Here is a 14,520-nt window from a genome sequence, read left to right as displayed (position 1 = left end):
TTCTGGGCCGCGCCCGCGACGGCACGGGCCCGGCGCGGCTCGGGGCGCACCGCGAACGGGCGCGAGGGGGCGCGGAGGCGGTACGCGAGTTTTTTTACGTAGGCGTCAAAGAATGGGTCGAGTGTCATGAGGATCTCGGCTAGTGTCAAGACATGGCCCGCCCCAAGAACCAGGACGAACGCCGCGCCCACCTCATCCAGGCGGTGATCGACACCACCGCGAGCACCGGGCTGCGCTCCCTCTCGCTGGCGGACGTGGCGCGCCGGGCGGGGCTGACCCGCGGGGCGGTCCTGTACTACTACGACGACCTGGACGCGCTGCTGAGGGAGGCGTACCGGGCGGGCATGGAGCGCTTCTGCGACCGGCGCGACGCGCTGCGGGACACCGTCACGGACCCGGCGCGGCTGCTCGGGGAGACGATCCGCGCCGGCCTGCCGACCGGGCCCGACGACGCGCTGATGCGCCTGCTGTACGAGTTCGACGTCGTGGCGGGCAGTTCACCGCTGCACACCACGCTGGTCGAGGCGATGTACGAACGGCAACTGGCCACGTATCTCGCCGTGCTGGAACGAGGGGCCGACTCCGGGGTGTTCGACCTGTCCTTGGACACGTCGACGGCGGCCCTGAACCTCGTGGCGCTGGAGGACGCGTACGGACTGCACATCGTCGCCGGCAACGGCCAGATCACCGTGTCCCGCGCCGTCCAGGCGATGTTCGGCGCCGCACGGGCCTTCGGCGCGCCGGCCGTGTGAGCGGGGCGGGGACGGCGCCGGACGGACCCGCGGAAGCGTCTGCCGGACCGTCAGATCCGCGTCCGGTGGCGGACGGCGTTGACCCGCATCCACAGGGCGACGGCCAGCAGGACCCACGCCACCGCGCAGTACGCCCAGGCGGTGGCGCCCCGTGCGACGCCGACGGAACTCCACACCGCCCACAGGGCCAGGACCACACACGTGGCGGTCCAGGCGATGTCGGCGACACGGACGCGCAGTTGAGCGCGCTGCCTGGTGCCGGGCCGCAGTTCACCCGTTCCGGACGCCCCGATCTTCTCCCGCAGCGACATGAGCCGTCTCTCCCCTCCGTGCGATGCCCGAGCCCGGGCCCGGCCTTCCGCGTACCCCGGGCCGGAGGCCGCACGCGCCGGTCCGGAGCGGACGGGCGGCACAGGCATGAATTCCCCCGGCGGGGCAACCTGTTGAGGTGCCCGTGGGCTCGTTGAGGTGATCCGCGGGCTCGCCCACCGCTGTCGAGAGGATCCGCCATGCAGTCGGCCACGCCGCGCGACGCCCTCACCATCACCGCCGCGGCCGTCGTCGGAGCCGTCGTCGCCGCACGCTGGTGGGCGCGTCACCATCCGCTGTCGGCGCCCGGCTCCCCCGCCGCGGACCGGGACCAGGACGAACTGCGCCTGGTCCTGCACGATCCGGCGGCCGCGCTCACCGGTGCGCCCGAGGACGTCCTGCGCGGGCACTGGAACCGGCTGCACGCGCTCGACCTGGCGCCCGCCTCCACCGGTCTGCCGGTGGCGCCCACCGCCTGAACCGGCCGTACGCCATTACGCCGTAATAATCGCGCCGATCGAGTGGCGTCGGGCGGCGGCCGCCGCGGTGGAGCACCGCGCACGGCGAGCCGGCGCCGTGCACGACGCGTCGGCGGCCGGGCGGCGCGGGGGCCGAACGCGGCTCGGGGTGCGAACCCGCAGGTCCGCACCCCAAGATCCGTCTAGCTCACTCGGCCGGTGATCGTCAGCCGATGCTGGAGGGGCAGACCACCGAGGTGACCTTGCCGACCGGGTTGCCGATGCCCAGGACGTTGGCGGCGACGCCCAGGTCCTGAACGTTCACGAGGCCCTGCTGGCTGTCGACCTGACCCGTGCAGGTCTGGCTCTGCTTGATGTCGAACGCCGCTCCGCCGTCGCCACCGTGGGCCTGGGCCGCACCGGCACCCACGAAGCCGACACTGCCGAGCATGGCCACGACGACAGCGGCCTTCTGGAACTTGCGCATTGCCTCTCCTTCGTCACGCCGCCACGGTGTGTGGCGGGATGATCACTGACAGGAGCAAGCGTAGATCATCTTGACAGCCTTTTGTCGGATCAGCACCCTTATGTCCACTCTTTCGGGTAAGCGGCAGGCCGGCGCGGGGCCGCCCGCCGGGGGCGTCCGCCGCAGGTCAGGGCGTTGCGGCGGAGGAATCGCCGGCCGGGGCGGCGGAGCCGCCGGTCGGTTCAGTGGACGTGTCGCCGGACGGGCTCGCCGCATCGGACGGATCGGCCGAGTCGGACGGACTCGGTGAGGAGGACGGGCTCGCCGAGTCGCTCGGGTCCGGGGACGGCGAATCGCCGGGCGTCGGCGAGCCGGTCGGGGACCGCGACGGTTCGGGCGCCGACGACCCGCCGGACGGCGTGGGGATCGGCTTCCTGGTCGGCCTGGACGAGGGCGCGGGTGTCGCCGGGGAGCCCGGCACGGAGCCCGCCGGATCGGGACCGATGACGATCCCGCCCCCGCCCTTGTCACCCTTGTCGTTCTTGTCGCCCTTGTCGTTATTCCCGCCCTTGTCGTCCACGGGCTTCGTGGCCTGGGTGTCGCTGCCCGCACCTGCGGACGTCGGGATCACCCCCTTGCCGTCGGGCACGCCGTGCACACCGCGACGGTAGAAGTCCAGCCAGTACCGCACCAGTTGGAGGTAGGGCCGGGAGTCGTTGTAGCTGAGGATCGCCGCGTCCACGTCCGCCGCCCGGCCCAGGTCCCTGTTCCCGGCGCACAGGTAGTGTCCGGCCGCCAGGGCGGCGTCGAAGACGTTGTTCGGATCGGCGCGGCCGTCGCCGTTGCCGTCCACGCCCCACCCGGCCCAGGTCGACGGCAGGAACTGCATGGGCCCCACCGCCCGGTCGTAGACCGCGTCCCCGTCCTCGCGCCCGCCGTCGGTGTCCCGGACCAGCGCGAAACCCCGCCCGTCGAGCGCGGGGCCGGTGATCCGGCCCAGGGTCGTGCCCCGCGGGTCCACCGCGCCGCCGCGCGCCTGGCCGGACTCCACCTTGCCGATGGCGGCGAGCAGCTGCCACGGCAGCCGGCATCCCGGGTCGGTGCGGGCGACGGACCGCTCGGCCGCACGGTAGGCGCGCAGCACGGTGGCGGGGATGCCCGACTCGGTCCGCACCTCGCTGACCTGGCGGGGCGTCAGCGGCGCGCCCCGGGTGGTCAGCGGCGGCAGTTCGGTGTGATACGTGCCGTCGTCGGGCGGCGGCGCCGACGTCACCCGGGGAACCTCCGCGGGCGGCGGAGGCTGCTCCCCGGCGGCCGGGGCGTCGGGCGCGCTGCGGGCCGCCGCCTGGGGGACGGGCGCCTGCGAGGCGGTGAGGGCCGCCACGGCCGCGGCGGCGATGGCGGTGCTCCGCAGACCTTGTCGGGTCCGGACTCGCAGACGTCGCGCACGGCGTGCGGGCATGGGCGTCCCTTCCTGTCGGTACGTCGGTACATCGGTACAGCGCTGCGTCGGTGCATCCGTGGGTTCGACGGGTCCGCTCGCCGCGTCGGTACGGCCGGGCGCGGTCGCGGCCGGCGCCGGGCGGTCCGGCGTCAGCGGCCGAAGGTGTCGATGCCGGAGACGAGCCACCGCCCATCGCGGCGCAGCACGTCGACGGCGAACATGGCTCCGGCGTAGGTTCCCTCGTCCTGCGCCGACTGCTTGCCCTTGCCGCTCGCCGATGCCTTGGTCCCGGCGGTGCTGACGCTGCTCTGGTCGGCGTAGACGAGGACCCGGGCGCGGTCGCCGTCGACGCGTTCGACCGCGCTGTCGGTGACGGTGGTGGTGATGACCGCCTTCTGCTGGTCGGCCCGGGTGCGGACGGCGTCGAGCAGGGCCTTGTGCTGGGCGACCGCCTTCCCCGTGAGGAGAGTCTTGGTGGCCTTCTCGTAGGCGGCGGGGTCGGCGTGGTCGTAGGAGAAGAGCGCGGCGACGGCCTTCTCCGTCTGGCCCTTGATCTCGCTGGTGCGGGCGGCGTCGGTCAGGGCCGTGTTGCGGACCGCCGGGTCGGCGCGCAGGTCCTGGGCGCGGGCGTGCGCCCAGCCGGCGAAGCCGCCGAGGACGAGGGTCAGCAGGCACAGCAGCGCCAGACCCACGGAGCGGGGCGGCCGGCGGATCCGCCCGGGGCGCGGTGTGTCCCGCACCGGGTCCGCCCGCTTCGCCCGTGCCGGGGTCGTCGCCCTCGTCGCCGTGTCCCGGCTCGGCGCCTCCTTCCCGGGCGCGGTCGCCTGCCGCTGTGCGCGGGCGGCCCCGGCGCGGTCGGGGGCGGGGGGCTCCGGGGTGCGCGCGGGCGGGGCGGCCGGGGCGGGGGAAGCGGCCTCGCGGGCCTGGCGGCGGCGCTGGTGGTTGAGGGTGTGGCGGGTCGTGGGCATCGGGTGTGGTCCTCTCGTGCTGCCGGCTGTCGTCGCGTGCCGTCCGATCAGCCGGCCGATGAGCCGCCGACGGGCGCCTGGCCCAGGGCGCTGAGCTTCCACTGACCGCCGGTGCGGGTCAGTTCGCCGAGCATCCGGCTGTCCTTGTCGGTGCTCTTGCCGCCGGGCGCCTTCACGGTCACCCGCAACGCGACGAGCACCCGGGCCCGGCCCGCCCGGTCGTCGAGCTCGGTGACCGCGCCCGAGAGCACCCGGGCTGTCGTGACGGTCTTCGCCGTCTGCACCTGCGCGGCGAACTCCTTGCGTCCTGAGGCGAGTTGGTCGTGCAGTTCGCCGGTCGTGGAGGACTCCCACAGATCGAGGCCGTGGTCGAGGTCGTCGTGGTCGAGGGTGTTCAGGTTCTGGACGGCCTGTTCGCCGGCGGCCAGGGCACGGTCCCGCTGGACCGCGTACGCCGCCGAGTCGTCGTGGGCCGCCGCGTACCAGTCCCAGCCGGCCCAGGCCGCGAAGCCGCCCGCGACCAGGGCCAGGGCGAGGAGCACGGCCGGCAGCGACCGGAGCCTCGCGAGCGGGCGGGCCGTGCGGGCCGTGCCTTCCATGGGTGTCTCCCGTCTCCCGCGCACGTTCAGCGGGTGGTGATGTCGACGATCCGCCATTGGCCGTTCTCCCGGTGCGCGGTGATCGTGAGCTGGGCGGCGGCGGAGGCGCCGGCGGCCTTGCCGCGGCGCGAGACCTGGTCGAGGAAGACCAGCAGCCGCGCGTCGTCCCCGTCGAGCCGGATCACTCCGGTGCGCACCACCTGGGTGCTGAGGGTGACGCGCTGCTTGGTGACGTCCGCGCGGATCCGGTCGATCAGCTGGGTGTACTGGCGTGCCGCCCGCCCGGTGAGGACGGTGCGCGCCGAGCGCTCGGTGGCGTCGAGGCCGTCCGGTGTGTACGAGAAGACGCGGGCGAGGTCGTCGGCGATGTCACCCGCGACGCGGGTGGTGGCCGCCGTGTCGGTCAGCGCCCGGTTCTCGGCCGCCGGGGCGGACCTCAGCTCGTGGGCACGGTAGAAGAAGCCGCAGCCGGCGAGGACGAGCACGGCGGCGAGCACGGCGAGGGCGGTCGCCCGCAGCCGCCGGCCGCCGAAGCGGCGGCGCCCGCCCGTCTCCCCCGCCGAGGCGTCTTCACCGGCCTCCGGGTCCGCCTGATCCTCACCGGCCGCCCGGTCCGCCCGGTCCGCCCGGTCCTCCCAGGCCCGCGTACCCGGCCCGTCCCCGCCGGCCTCCGCAGCCCCGGACTCCGAAGCCCCGGCCCGCGAACCGGCGGCCACCGAACCCCCGGCCCGCGAACCGGCGGCCTCCGCGCCGTCGGGCAGCGAACCCCCGGCCTGCGGATCACCGGCCACGGCGCCATCGGCCACCGGACCATCGGCCACCGAACCCCCGGCCCGCCCGTCGACGGCCCGCGTGCCGGACTCCGCCGCGCCGCGTTCCTCCCCGCGCGGCTCCGGGCCGCTGCCGCCCGCACCGGGCTCGGAGTCCTTCGCGGGCAGGTCGCCCGCCGTGGACCGGGCGGTCTCGTCCGCCGGGGCGGCGGCGTCCTCGCGTGTCCCGTCCTCGCGCACCAGACGTGTCATCGGCCGTCGTCCTCCTGTGCCGCGCCCGCGACCGGTACGGCGTCCAGTGCCCTGACCTTCCACCGGCCCGCGCCGGTGCGCTCCAGGACCGCTTCGAGGCGTTTGCGGTCCGTGGTGGCCGTCTTGGTCCCGGCGGGTGTGACGTCCACCCGCACGGTCGCGATGAGTTTCGCCGTGCCCGAGTGCGTGTCGAGGGCGGTGACGGCGGCCTCGGTGACCGTGCCGCGCGCCGACGCTCCCGCCTTGGGCGCGGTCCTGGCCAGTTCGTCCCGCAGCGGTCCGGTCGACGCCGCGCCCCAGTCCCGGATGCCCGCCTGGGCGCGCTGCCGGGTGGAGGCGTCCAGGCTGGTCAGCACGGTGAGGGCGGCGCGCCCGTCGGCGAGCGCCTCGTCGCGCGCACGGCCGTAGGCGAGGGAGTCGTCGCCGCGGGCCCGGGCGTACGTCCACGCGCCCGTGCCGCAGAATCCCACCGCCAGGGCGAGCGCCGCGCCGATGACGACGCGGGCCTTGTTCATCGGGCGTCCCCCGCGGCCGGTGCGAGCAGCCCCGCCATGCCCGCCGGGCCGCCTTCGGCGGCGTTCGGCAGGGCGAGGGCGCCGGGCAGTTCGGGGGCGGCGGCGCCCTCGGCCGTGGCGCCGGCGCTGCCCGAGGGCAGCGAGCCCGGCTTGGCCGGCTCGGGCACCGCGCCGCCGCCCGGGGCGTGCGCCGAGCCCCGTACGTTCACTCCCGACGCGGCCGACGCGGTGCAGGACGCCCCGGTGTTGAGGGCGGGCGCGGTGCCGAGGTCGAGTCCGTTGCGGTAGCGCGTGCCGCCGTACCCGGCGGTGCACGGCAGTGGCTTGAAGAAGGTGACGGCCATGCCGAGGTGCACCTTTCCTCCGTCGACGGCGGTGGCGCCGGCGGCGATGGCCGCCGGGTACTTCACGAGGAGTTCCTCGATGCCGTGCTGACGGGTGACGGCGATCTCGGAGGTGGTCAGGAGGTTGGCGAGGACCACGCCCAGACTCGGGTCGAGGTCGCGCAGGACGCCGCTGATCTGGGTGGCCGCGTCCGGGGTGACGGTGAGCAGCCGGCGCAGATCGGCGTCGGACCCCTTGAGGGTCTTGGTGAGTTCTCTGGCTCCGGTGGCGAAGTCGCGTACGGCGCGGCCCTCTTCGGCCTGGGTGCGCAGCACCGTCTCGCCGTCGTCGATCAGCCGGGTGGTGGACGGCAGCGCCCGGTCGGCGGCCTCCACGAAGGCGTTGCCGTTGTCGAGCAGCACCTGGAGGTCGTCGCCGTGGCCCTCGAACGCCTTGCCCAGTTCGTCGACGACCGTGCGCAGGTCGTCCAGCGGCACCGACCGGGTGAGGTCGTCGACGCTGCTGAGGACGTCGGTGACGGGCGCGGGGATCTGGGTGTCGTCCTGCTCGATGCGGGAGCCGTCGGCGAGGTAGGGGCCGTCGTCGCTCTGCGGCCGCAGGTCGATGTACTGCTCGCCGACGGCGGACAGACCCGCCACGACGGCCCGGGTGTCGGCGGGGATGTGCGGGGCGGACTTCTTGATGCGCAGTTCGGCCACCACGCCGTCGCCGGTGAGGTCGATGGGGCCGACGCGCCCCACCGACACTCCTCGGTAGGTGACGTCGGAGTGGGTGAACAGGCCGCCGGTGGCCGGGAGTCGGACGTCGACGGTGTAGTAGTCGGCGACCCCGACGAAGCGGCCCAGGTCGGCGTAGCGGATGCCGACGAAGCCGAGGACGAGGACGGCGATGACCAGGAAGGCGAGGTTCTTCAGGCGTACGGCGAGGGTGATCACCGGGAGGCGCCTCCGTCCTGGGCCGAGGTGGAGACGGTCGGCAGCGGCAGCACGGCCGTGGGCGAGGCCGCGCCGGAGGGGGTCGCCCCGCCCGACGGCCGGGCCGGGCTCTTCTTCGCGGCGCCCTTCTTCCCGGCGTCCTTGCCGGCGGCGCCCTTCTTCGCGCCCGGTCCGGCCGCCGCGCCCTGTCCGCCGGCCGGGGCGGAGGCGGACGGGGCGGCCGTGCTCTGCGGCACCAGCGGCGGGATGATCTGCGTACCGGGCGTGGCGGTCATGTTCAGGTACACGTTGAGGTAGTCGCCCTTCACTCCGTTCAGCACCTCGTCGGTGAAGGGGTAGGTGAGCAGTGCCTGGAGCGAGTCGGGCAGGTCGGTGCCCGCGTCGGCGAGGGCCCGCAGGGTGGGTGCGAGCGCCTTGAGGTCGGCGACCATGTCCTGCTTGCTTGCCTTGACGGTGGAGACGGCGACGCCGGAGAGCGTGTCGAGGGAGCGCAGCATGGTGAGCAGGGAGCCGCGCTGCTCGTCCAGGGTCTTCAGGCCGGGCGAGAGGTCGGTGAGGACGGTCCGTACGTCGTCCTTGCGGCCGGCCAGCGTCGCGGAGAGCCGGTTGACGGCGTCGAGGGCGTCGGTGATGTCGCCGCGGTGGTCGTCGAGGTCGGTGACGAGGGTGTTGACCCGTTCGAGGGTGGAACGCACTGTGCTCTCGCGTCCGCCGAGGGCGGCGTTGAGTTCCTGGGTGATGGACTTGAGCTGGTTGACGCCGCCGCCGTTGAGCAGCAGGGACAGCGCGCCGAAGACTTCCTCGACCTCGGTGTTGCGGCCGGTGCGGGCGACCGGGATGACGCTTCCGTCGGCGAGGCGCGCGGTGGTGGTGTCCTTGGCGGGGGCCACGAGCTGGACGTACTTCTCGCCGAGCAGGCTGGACTGCTCCAGGCGGGCGCCGGCGTCGGCGGGCAGCCGCACATCGCCGTTGATCTTCATGGTGACGCGGGCGTGCCAGCCGTCGAGGCGGATGGCGGTGACCCGGCCGACGGCGACGTCGTTGACCTTGACCGCGGCCTGCGGGACCAGGCTGAGCACGTCGTCGAGTTCGGCGGTGACGGTGTAGGGGTGGGAGCCCAGGTCGGCGCCGCCGGGCAGCGGCAGGTCCTCGATCCCGTCGAAGCGGGGCACGGTGAGGGTGAACGCGCCGAGCGCCAGGGTGAAGCCGAGGGCGAGGGCGATGAGGCCGCCCGCGGAGGTGCCGACGGCCATCGCGCCGGTGCGCAGGCCGCGTGCCGCGGTCGCGGCGGCGTGCCGCGGGCCGCTCACGGTCGGCTCCCCGTCCTCGGGCGGTTCGGTGGCCGCCGTCTCCCGCCGGGTCGTCTCCTCGGGCTCGGGTGCGTCCTCGGGCCGTGGTGTGCGGCGCTTCACCGCGCCCCCTCTCCGGAGGCGGCCGCGCCGCCGGTGGCCGGCAGCGGCAGCAGCGGGCCGCCCATGCTGATCTCGTTGAGGTTGGCGCGGCCGTCGATGGAGCGGGTGTCGGTGTCGTAGGCGCCGACGAGGTTGCTCGCGGCCAGCGGCGCCACGTCCAGTGCCTCGGCGAGCGAGGCCCGCTGCCGGACGAGGGTCTGGGTGATCGGCACGAGCTTGTCGACGTTCTTCTTCAGCTCGCCGCGGTTGTCCTTGATGAACTGCTTGACCTGGGCGAGCGCCGTGCCGAGTTCCTTGAGCGCGCCGGCCAGGTCGTCCTTGTTGTCGGCGAAGAAGCCGACGACGGTGTCCAGGCGTTCCTGGGCGGTGCGGACGTCGGTGTCCTTGTCCTTGAGCATGGTGGTGAACGTCTGGAGCTGGCTGAGGGTGGTGAACAGGGAGTCGCTGGAGCCGTTGAGGGTCTTGGCCGCCTTGCCGAACTGCTCGATGCTGTCGCCGATGGCCGCGCCGTTGCCGTCGAGGTTGGCGGCGCCGGTCTTCAGCAGGTCGGACAGGGCGCCGGTGGCGTTGGCGCCGTTGGGCCCGAGCGCCTTGCTGAGGTCGGTGACCGAGGCGTAGAGCTGGTCGATCTCGACGGGTGTGCGGTTGCCGGAGGCGGGCAGCACGGCGCCGTCGGCGAGGGCCGGCCCGTCGCGGTAGGCGGGGGTGAGCTGCACGAACCGGTCGGCGACGACGCTCGGCGCCACGATCACGGCGCGCGCGCCGGCCGGGACCTTCACCCCGTCGTCCAGGTGGAGTTCGACGCGTACCTGGGTGCCCTGCGGGTGCACCGACGCCACCTCGCCGGCGCGGACGCCGAGGATGCGCAGGTCGGAGCCGGCGTAGATGCCGACGGCGCGGTCGAAGTAGGCGGTCAGGCGGGTGCCGGTGGAGTCGAAGGTCCCGGCGACGGCCAGGCCGGCGGCGACCACCACGAGGGCGAGGGCGGCGGCGAGGAGCCGGGCGCCGCGGCTCCTGGGCAGCGGTATGCGGCGCTTGGGCGGCGGTATTCGGCGCTCGGTCATCACTCACCGCTCCCCTGGGCCTGCCCCGACTGCTTCGGCGGCATGCACCCGGTGCTGGGCTGGGACTTGGCGGGCAGGTAGCTTCGGGGCACGACTCCGCACAGGTAGCTGTCGAACCAGCGTCCGCTGCCGAGGGTGTTGCCGACGAGGCGGTAGTAGGGGCCGACCAGGGCCAGGGTCCGGTCGAGCTGGCTGCTGTTCGCGTTCAGGACGTCGGTGACGCGGCCCAACGCCTTGAGCGTGGGCGCCAGTTGTTTGTCGTTGTCCGCGATCAGGCCGCTGAGCTGGGTGGACAGGGCCCTGCTGCCGGTGAGCAGGGCGCGGATGGCGTCGCGGCGGTCCTGGAGTTCGCCGAGGAGGGAGCCACCGTCCTCGATGAGCGTCTCGAAGCTGGACTTCTTGTCCTGGAGGGTCTTGGTGAACCGCTGGCTGCCCTGGAGGAGTTTGGAGAGTTCCTGGTCGCGTTTGGAGACGGTGCGCGACAGGGCGGACAGGCCGGTGGCGGCGTTGCGCACGTCGGGCGGCGAGTCCTTGAAGGTCTGCGAGATGGTCTCGAAGCTCTTGGCGAGCTGCTGGGTGTCGATGGCGTCGACGGTGGAGCCGAGGTCCTGGAAGGCCTGCGTCACGTCGTAGGGCGAGGTGGTGCGGTTGAGCGGGATGCGGCTGCCAGGGTCCTGGCGGGCGGCGCCGAGCGGGTCGAGGGCCAGGTACTTGTCGCCGAGCAGGGTCTTGATGGCGATGGCGGCCGTGGTGCGGTCGCCGATCCAGGCGCCCTTGGTCTCGAAGGTGACCTTGACCTTGTCGCCGTCGAGGGAGACGCCGGTGACCTTGCCGACCTTGACGCCGGCGACGCGTACCTCGTCGCCCTTGTCGAGGCCGGCCGCTTCGCTGAAGTCGGCGCTGTAGGCGGTGCCGCCGCCGACCAGGGGCAGCCGGTCGGCGTTGTAGGCGAGGAGGACGAGCAGGGCGAGCAGGAGCAGGCCGACGAGGGCGACGGCGACCGGGTCGCGTTCCTTGACGGGCTTCAGGAGCGGCCGGCGGGTGCGGGGGGCGCGGTCCTCGGTGCGGCGTTCGGGCCGCTGCAGGAGGGTCATGCGCCGCACCTCGCCTCGGTGACCTGGATGCCGGTGGGCGCCTTGGAGCCGTCGCTGGTCGTCACTCCGTTCACTCGGGCCTCGCAGAGATAGAGGTTGAACCATGATCCGTAGGAGGACAGGCGGGCCAGGGCGGTCATCTTGGCGGGGCTCTTGGCGAGGAAGTTCTCGATCTGCGGTGTGCCGTCGCCGAGGTTGCCGGAGAGCCTGCCCAGTTCGCCGATGTCCTGCTTGAGGGGTGCGCGTCCGTCCTGGAGGAGGCCGGCGGTCACGGTGGTGAGGTCGCCCATCGCGGCCACGGCCTGGCCCAGCGGTTTGCGGTCGTCGTTGAATCCGCTGACGAGCCGGCGCAGGGTGTCGACCAGGTCGTCGAATCCGGCCTCGCGGTCGTTGAGGGTGGTCAGGACCGTGTCGAGGTTCTTGACCACTTCCCCGACGACCTGGTCCTTGGCGGCCACCGTCGTGCTGAGCGAGCCGATGTGCTGGATCAGGCTGTCGACGGTGCCGCCCTCGCCCTGGAGCACCTGGACGATGGAGCCGGCCAGTTCGTTGACGTCCTTCGGGGAGAGTCCCTCGAACAGCGGCTTGAATCCGTTGAAGAGCAGGGTGAGGTCGAGTGCGGGCTGGGTGCGGTCGAGCGGGATGGTGTCGCCGGACTCCAGGGTGCCGGTGAGGGTTCCGCTGCCCCGGTCGAGGGCGAGGTAGCGCTGCCCGACCATGTTGAGGTATTTCACGGCGGCGGTGGTCGAGCGGGGCAGGGACTGGCTCTCGCGCACGGCGAAGGTGACCTGGGCGGTGCGCCGGTCGACGACGCGTACGTCGGTGACCTCGCCGACCTTCACCCCGGACACGCGCACGCTGTCGCCGTCGACGAGGCCGGTGACGTCGGTGAACAGGGCCTTGTAGGAGAGGGTGCCGTCGCCCACGCCGGTGTTGGCGACGCTCAGGCCGAGCACGGTGGTGGCCAGCGCGGTCACCACCACGAAGACGAGCGACTTCAGCAGGGGTCCGGTCAGCGGGCGGCGGCTCGGGTGCGCCTCGGCGCGCTGTTCGCCCGCGCTGCGGCGGATCCTCATCGCAGCGTCACCTCCGCGCCGCGCAGCGTCGGCCCGGCCAGCAGGCTGCTCCAGTCCGGCAGGTCGTCGGGCTGCCGGCCGGTGGCCGGGGCGAGCAGTTCGTTGACGAGCTGGTTCTCCTGCGGGGAGTTGGCCGGTCCGAGGCTCTGGGCGGCGGTGGCCGGCACCTGCGCGGCGGCCGCGGCGGGTACGCCGAGGTAGGGCACGGGGTAGCAGTGCGGGCCGCCGGTGGCGTCGTAGGACGGGGTGTCCCGGCCGGCTTCGTAGGCGCCCCGTGAGGCCACGGTGGTGACGTCCACGTGCAGTCCGGGCTGTCCGGTGCCCTTGCCGAGGGCCTGGTCCATCCGGGGCACGAAGTCGGCGAGGGTGCGCAGGGTGCAGGGGAAGGACGAGGAGTACTCGGCGAGCAGGCTCAGGGTGGGCCGGGAGGCGGCGCTGAGCCGGATGATGTTGCTCTTGTTCTGCCGCAGGAAGGTGGTGAGGTCCTGGGCGGTGGTGGTGGTGGCGCCGAGCGCGGCGGCCAGGTCGCCGTCCTTCTCGGCCAGGGTGCGGCTGGTGGTGGTGAAGTCGGTGAGCGCGGTGACGATGTCGGGCGCGGCGTCGGCGTAGACGTTGCTGACCTTCACGAGTTCTTTCAGGTCGCGGTTGAGGGTGGGCAGTTCGGGGTTGAACCTGCGCAGGTGGTCGTCGAGCCGGCTGAGGGTCTCGCCGAGCCGGCCGCCGCGTCCGGACAGCGCCTGGGAGACGGCCGAGAGGGTGGCGGAGAGTTTCTGCGGCTGGACGGCGGTGAGCATCGGCAGCACGTTGTCGAGCACCTGTTGCAGTTCGACGGCGTTGGCGGAGCGGTCCTGCGGGATGACGGTTCCCGCGGCCAGCGTCCGGCCGTCGGGGTGCGCGGGCGGGACCAGGGCCACGAAGCGTTCGCCGAACAGGGTGGTGGGCAGCATCTGAGCGCTGACGTCGGCCGGGATGCGGTCCAGGGCGCCGGGGCGCAGGGCCAGGGTGAGCCGGGCGCCGTCGGCGGTGGGGTCGATGGCGCGCACCTCGCCGACGACGACGCCGCGCACCTTCACCTCGGCGCCCAGGTGCATCTCGTTGCCGACGGAGCCGGTCTCCACGACCACCGGGTCGCTGTCGGTGAACGTCTTGTCGTAGACGGCGACCGCCAGCCAGATCAGCAGGACGGGCACGGTCACGAACACCACGCCCGCCAGCCGGCGGCGCAGCTTCTCGCCTCGTGGACTGCTCATCTCACCCCGCCACCTTCACGGTCGTGGTGGCGCCCCACAGGGCCAGCGAGAGGAAGAAGTCGGTGACCGAGATCAGCACGATGGCGTTGCGCACCGAGCGGCCCACGGCGACGCCGACGCCGGCCGGCCCGCCGTGGGCGTGGAAGCCGTGGTAGCAGTGCGCGATGATCACGATCACGCTGAAGATCAGCACCTTCAGCACCGACAGCAGCACGTCCGTGGGGGACAGGAACAGGTTGAAGTAGTGGTCGTAGGTGCCGCTGGACTGGCCCTTGAACATGACCGTCACGACGCGGGAGGCCAGGTAGGAGGAGAGCAGGCCGATCGCGTAGAGCGGGACGATGGCGACGACGCCGGCGATGATGCGGGTGGTGACCAGGTAGGGCAGGGAGCGGATGCCCATGGCCTCCAGGGCGTCGACCTCCTCGTTGATGCGCATGGCGCCGAGCTGCGCGGTGAAGCCGGCGCCCACGGTCGCGGAGAGGGCGAGCCCGGAGACCAGGGGGGCGATCTCGCGGGTGTTGAAGTAGGCGGAGACGAAACCGGTGAACGCCGCGGTGCCGATCTGGTCCAGGGCCGCGTAGCCCTGGAGTCCGACGACGGTCCCGGTGAACAGCGTCATCCCGATCATCACGCCGATGGTGCCGCCGATGACGCCGAGGCCGCCGGTGCCGAAGGCGACCTCGGCCAGCAGCCGCCGCACCTCCTTGAGGTAGCGGCGCAGGGTGCGCGGAACCCAGAGCACGGAGCGGATGTAGAAGATCATGCGCTCGCCGGAGCGGTCGAGCCATACGAGCGGGGAGGCCACGGT

16 protein-coding genes are annotated in these 14,520 nt (G+C 73.3%); 2 read left to right on the top strand and 14 right to left on the bottom strand.

Annotated elements, in window-relative coordinates:
• The first annotated feature begins 152 nt into the window (after positions 1-152).
• Positions 153-752: a TetR/AcrR family transcriptional regulator gene (locus ABEB07_RS12280; protein ID WP_345668350.1), complete on the top strand. Its 600-nt coding sequence runs from the start codon at positions 153-155 to the stop codon at positions 750-752.
• Between the two features lie 50 nt (positions 753-802).
• On the opposite strand, the gene ABEB07_RS12275 is transcribed toward ABEB07_RS12280, so the two are convergent.
• Positions 803-1,063, bottom strand: coding sequence for a hypothetical protein (locus ABEB07_RS12275; protein WP_345668349.1), 261 nt, complete (start codon positions 1,061-1,063; stop codon positions 803-805).
• 198 nt (positions 1,064-1,261) lie between these two features.
• Between ABEB07_RS12275 and ABEB07_RS12270 the strand changes: the two genes are divergently transcribed.
• A complete protein-coding gene (locus tag ABEB07_RS12270; RefSeq protein WP_176147520.1) occupies positions 1,262-1,540 on the top strand; it encodes a hypothetical protein in 279 nt (92 codons plus the stop codon).
• A 205-nt stretch (positions 1,541-1,745) separates the two neighbouring features.
• On the opposite strand, the gene ABEB07_RS12265 is transcribed toward ABEB07_RS12270, so the two are convergent.
• From ABEB07_RS12265 to ABEB07_RS12205, 13 genes are all read right to left on the bottom strand, one after another.
• Positions 1,746-2,006 (bottom strand): hypothetical protein, encoded by a 261-nt coding sequence (locus tag ABEB07_RS12265; protein ID WP_176147519.1) that lies wholly within the window; start codon positions 2,004-2,006, stop codon positions 1,746-1,748.
• A gap of 166 nt (positions 2,007-2,172) precedes the next feature.
• Positions 2,173-3,447 carry a lytic transglycosylase domain-containing protein gene (locus tag ABEB07_RS12260; protein WP_345668348.1) on the bottom strand — a complete coding sequence of 425 codons (1,275 nt, stop codon included), beginning with the start codon at positions 3,445-3,447 and terminating at the stop codon, positions 2,173-2,175.
• Positions 3,448-3,578: 131 nt separating this feature from the next.
• Positions 3,579-4,397, bottom strand: coding sequence for a hypothetical protein (locus tag ABEB07_RS12255; RefSeq protein ID WP_345668347.1), 819 nt, complete (start codon positions 4,395-4,397; stop codon positions 3,579-3,581).
• Positions 4,398-4,444: 47 nt separating this feature from the next.
• Positions 4,445-4,996, bottom strand: coding sequence for a nuclear transport factor 2 family protein (locus ABEB07_RS12250; RefSeq protein WP_239146171.1), 552 nt, complete (start codon positions 4,994-4,996; stop codon positions 4,445-4,447).
• Between the two features lie 26 nt (positions 4,997-5,022).
• Entirely contained in the window at positions 5,023-5,712 is a 690-nt protein-coding gene (locus ABEB07_RS12245) for a hypothetical protein (protein ID WP_425588994.1), read from the bottom strand.
• Positions 5,713-6,014: 302 nt separating this feature from the next.
• On the bottom strand, positions 6,015-6,533 hold the full coding sequence (locus ABEB07_RS12240; protein ID WP_176147516.1) for a hypothetical protein: 519 nt from the start codon (positions 6,531-6,533) through the stop codon (positions 6,015-6,017).
• The gene (locus tag ABEB07_RS12235) at positions 6,530-7,813 is read right to left on the bottom strand and encodes an MlaD family protein (RefSeq protein ID WP_345668346.1); all 1,284 of its coding nucleotides are present in this window, start codon (positions 7,811-7,813) and stop codon (positions 6,530-6,532) included. The genes ABEB07_RS12240 and ABEB07_RS12235 overlap by 4 nt, the downstream gene beginning before the upstream one ends.
• Entirely contained in the window at positions 7,810-9,066 is a 1,257-nt protein-coding gene (locus tag ABEB07_RS12230; RefSeq protein WP_345668413.1) for an MCE family protein, read from the bottom strand. The genes ABEB07_RS12235 and ABEB07_RS12230 overlap by 4 nt, the downstream gene beginning before the upstream one ends.
• A 155-nt stretch (positions 9,067-9,221) precedes the next feature.
• On the bottom strand, positions 9,222-10,289 hold the full coding sequence (locus tag ABEB07_RS12225; protein ID WP_345668345.1) for an MCE family protein: 1,068 nt from the start codon (positions 10,287-10,289) through the stop codon (positions 9,222-9,224).
• On the bottom strand, positions 10,289-11,383 hold the full coding sequence (locus tag ABEB07_RS12220; RefSeq protein ID WP_345668344.1) for an MCE family protein: 1,095 nt from the start codon (positions 11,381-11,383) through the stop codon (positions 10,289-10,291). The genes ABEB07_RS12225 and ABEB07_RS12220 overlap by 1 nt, the downstream gene beginning before the upstream one ends.
• Positions 11,380-12,459 carry an MCE family protein gene (locus ABEB07_RS12215; protein ID WP_176147512.1) on the bottom strand — a complete coding sequence of 360 codons (1,080 nt, stop codon included), beginning with the start codon at positions 12,457-12,459 and terminating at the stop codon, positions 11,380-11,382. Before ABEB07_RS12215 ends, ABEB07_RS12220 begins: the two co-directional genes overlap by 4 nt.
• Positions 12,456-13,709, bottom strand: coding sequence for an MCE family protein (locus ABEB07_RS12210; protein WP_345668343.1), 1,254 nt, complete (start codon positions 13,707-13,709; stop codon positions 12,456-12,458). Before ABEB07_RS12210 ends, ABEB07_RS12215 begins: the two co-directional genes overlap by 4 nt.
• A 1-nt stretch (position 13,710) precedes the next feature.
• Positions 13,711-14,517 carry an MlaE family ABC transporter permease gene (locus ABEB07_RS12205; protein WP_164584717.1) on the bottom strand — a complete coding sequence of 269 codons (807 nt, stop codon included), beginning with the start codon at positions 14,515-14,517 and terminating at the stop codon, positions 13,711-13,713.
• Positions 14,518-14,520: the final 3 nt, after the last annotated feature.

This window comes from Streptomyces similanensis, assembly GCF_039543625.1.
In the GTDB taxonomy this organism is placed as follows: Bacteria; Actinomycetota; Actinomycetes; order Streptomycetales; family Streptomycetaceae; genus Streptomyces; species Streptomyces similanensis.
The sequence above is the reverse complement of the archived record's forward strand: the minus strand, read 5'-3'. Positions and strand labels throughout refer to the sequence as shown.

Excerpts from the sequence above, each read along its gene's own strand:
- ABEB07_RS12280 (WP_345668350.1), top strand. The coding sequence starts at position 153 with ATGGCCCGCCCCAAGAACCAGGACGAACGCCGCGCCCACCTCATCCAG.
- ABEB07_RS12275 (WP_345668349.1), bottom strand. The coding sequence starts at position 1,063 with ATGTCGCTGCGGGAGAAGATCGGGGCGTCCGGAACGGGTGAACTGCGG.
- ABEB07_RS12270 (WP_176147520.1), top strand. The coding sequence starts at position 1,262 with ATGCAGTCGGCCACGCCGCGCGACGCCCTCACCATCACCGCCGCGGCC.
- ABEB07_RS12265 (WP_176147519.1), bottom strand. The coding sequence starts at position 2,006 with ATGCGCAAGTTCCAGAAGGCCGCTGTCGTCGTGGCCATGCTCGGCAGT.
- ABEB07_RS12260 (WP_345668348.1), bottom strand. The coding sequence starts at position 3,447 with ATGCCCGCACGCCGTGCGCGACGTCTGCGAGTCCGGACCCGACAAGGT.
- ABEB07_RS12255 (WP_345668347.1), bottom strand. The coding sequence starts at position 4,397 with ATGCCCACGACCCGCCACACCCTCAACCACCAGCGCCGCCGCCAGGCC.
- ABEB07_RS12250 (WP_239146171.1), bottom strand. The coding sequence starts at position 4,996 with ATGGAAGGCACGGCCCGCACGGCCCGCCCGCTCGCGAGGCTCCGGTCG.
- ABEB07_RS12240 (WP_176147516.1), bottom strand. The coding sequence starts at position 6,533 with ATGAACAAGGCCCGCGTCGTCATCGGCGCGGCGCTCGCCCTGGCGGTG.
- ABEB07_RS12230 (WP_345668413.1), bottom strand. The coding sequence starts at position 9,066 with ATGGCCGTCGGCACCTCCGCGGGCGGCCTCATCGCCCTCGCCCTCGGC.
- ABEB07_RS12225 (WP_345668345.1), bottom strand. The coding sequence starts at position 10,289 with ATGACCGAGCGCCGAATACCGCCGCCCAAGCGCCGCATACCGCTGCCC.
- ABEB07_RS12220 (WP_345668344.1), bottom strand. The coding sequence starts at position 11,383 with ATGACCCTCCTGCAGCGGCCCGAACGCCGCACCGAGGACCGCGCCCCC.
- ABEB07_RS12215 (WP_176147512.1), bottom strand. The coding sequence starts at position 12,459 with ATGAGGATCCGCCGCAGCGCGGGCGAACAGCGCGCCGAGGCGCACCCG.
- ABEB07_RS12210 (WP_345668343.1), bottom strand. The coding sequence starts at position 13,709 with ATGAGCAGTCCACGAGGCGAGAAGCTGCGCCGCCGGCTGGCGGGCGTG.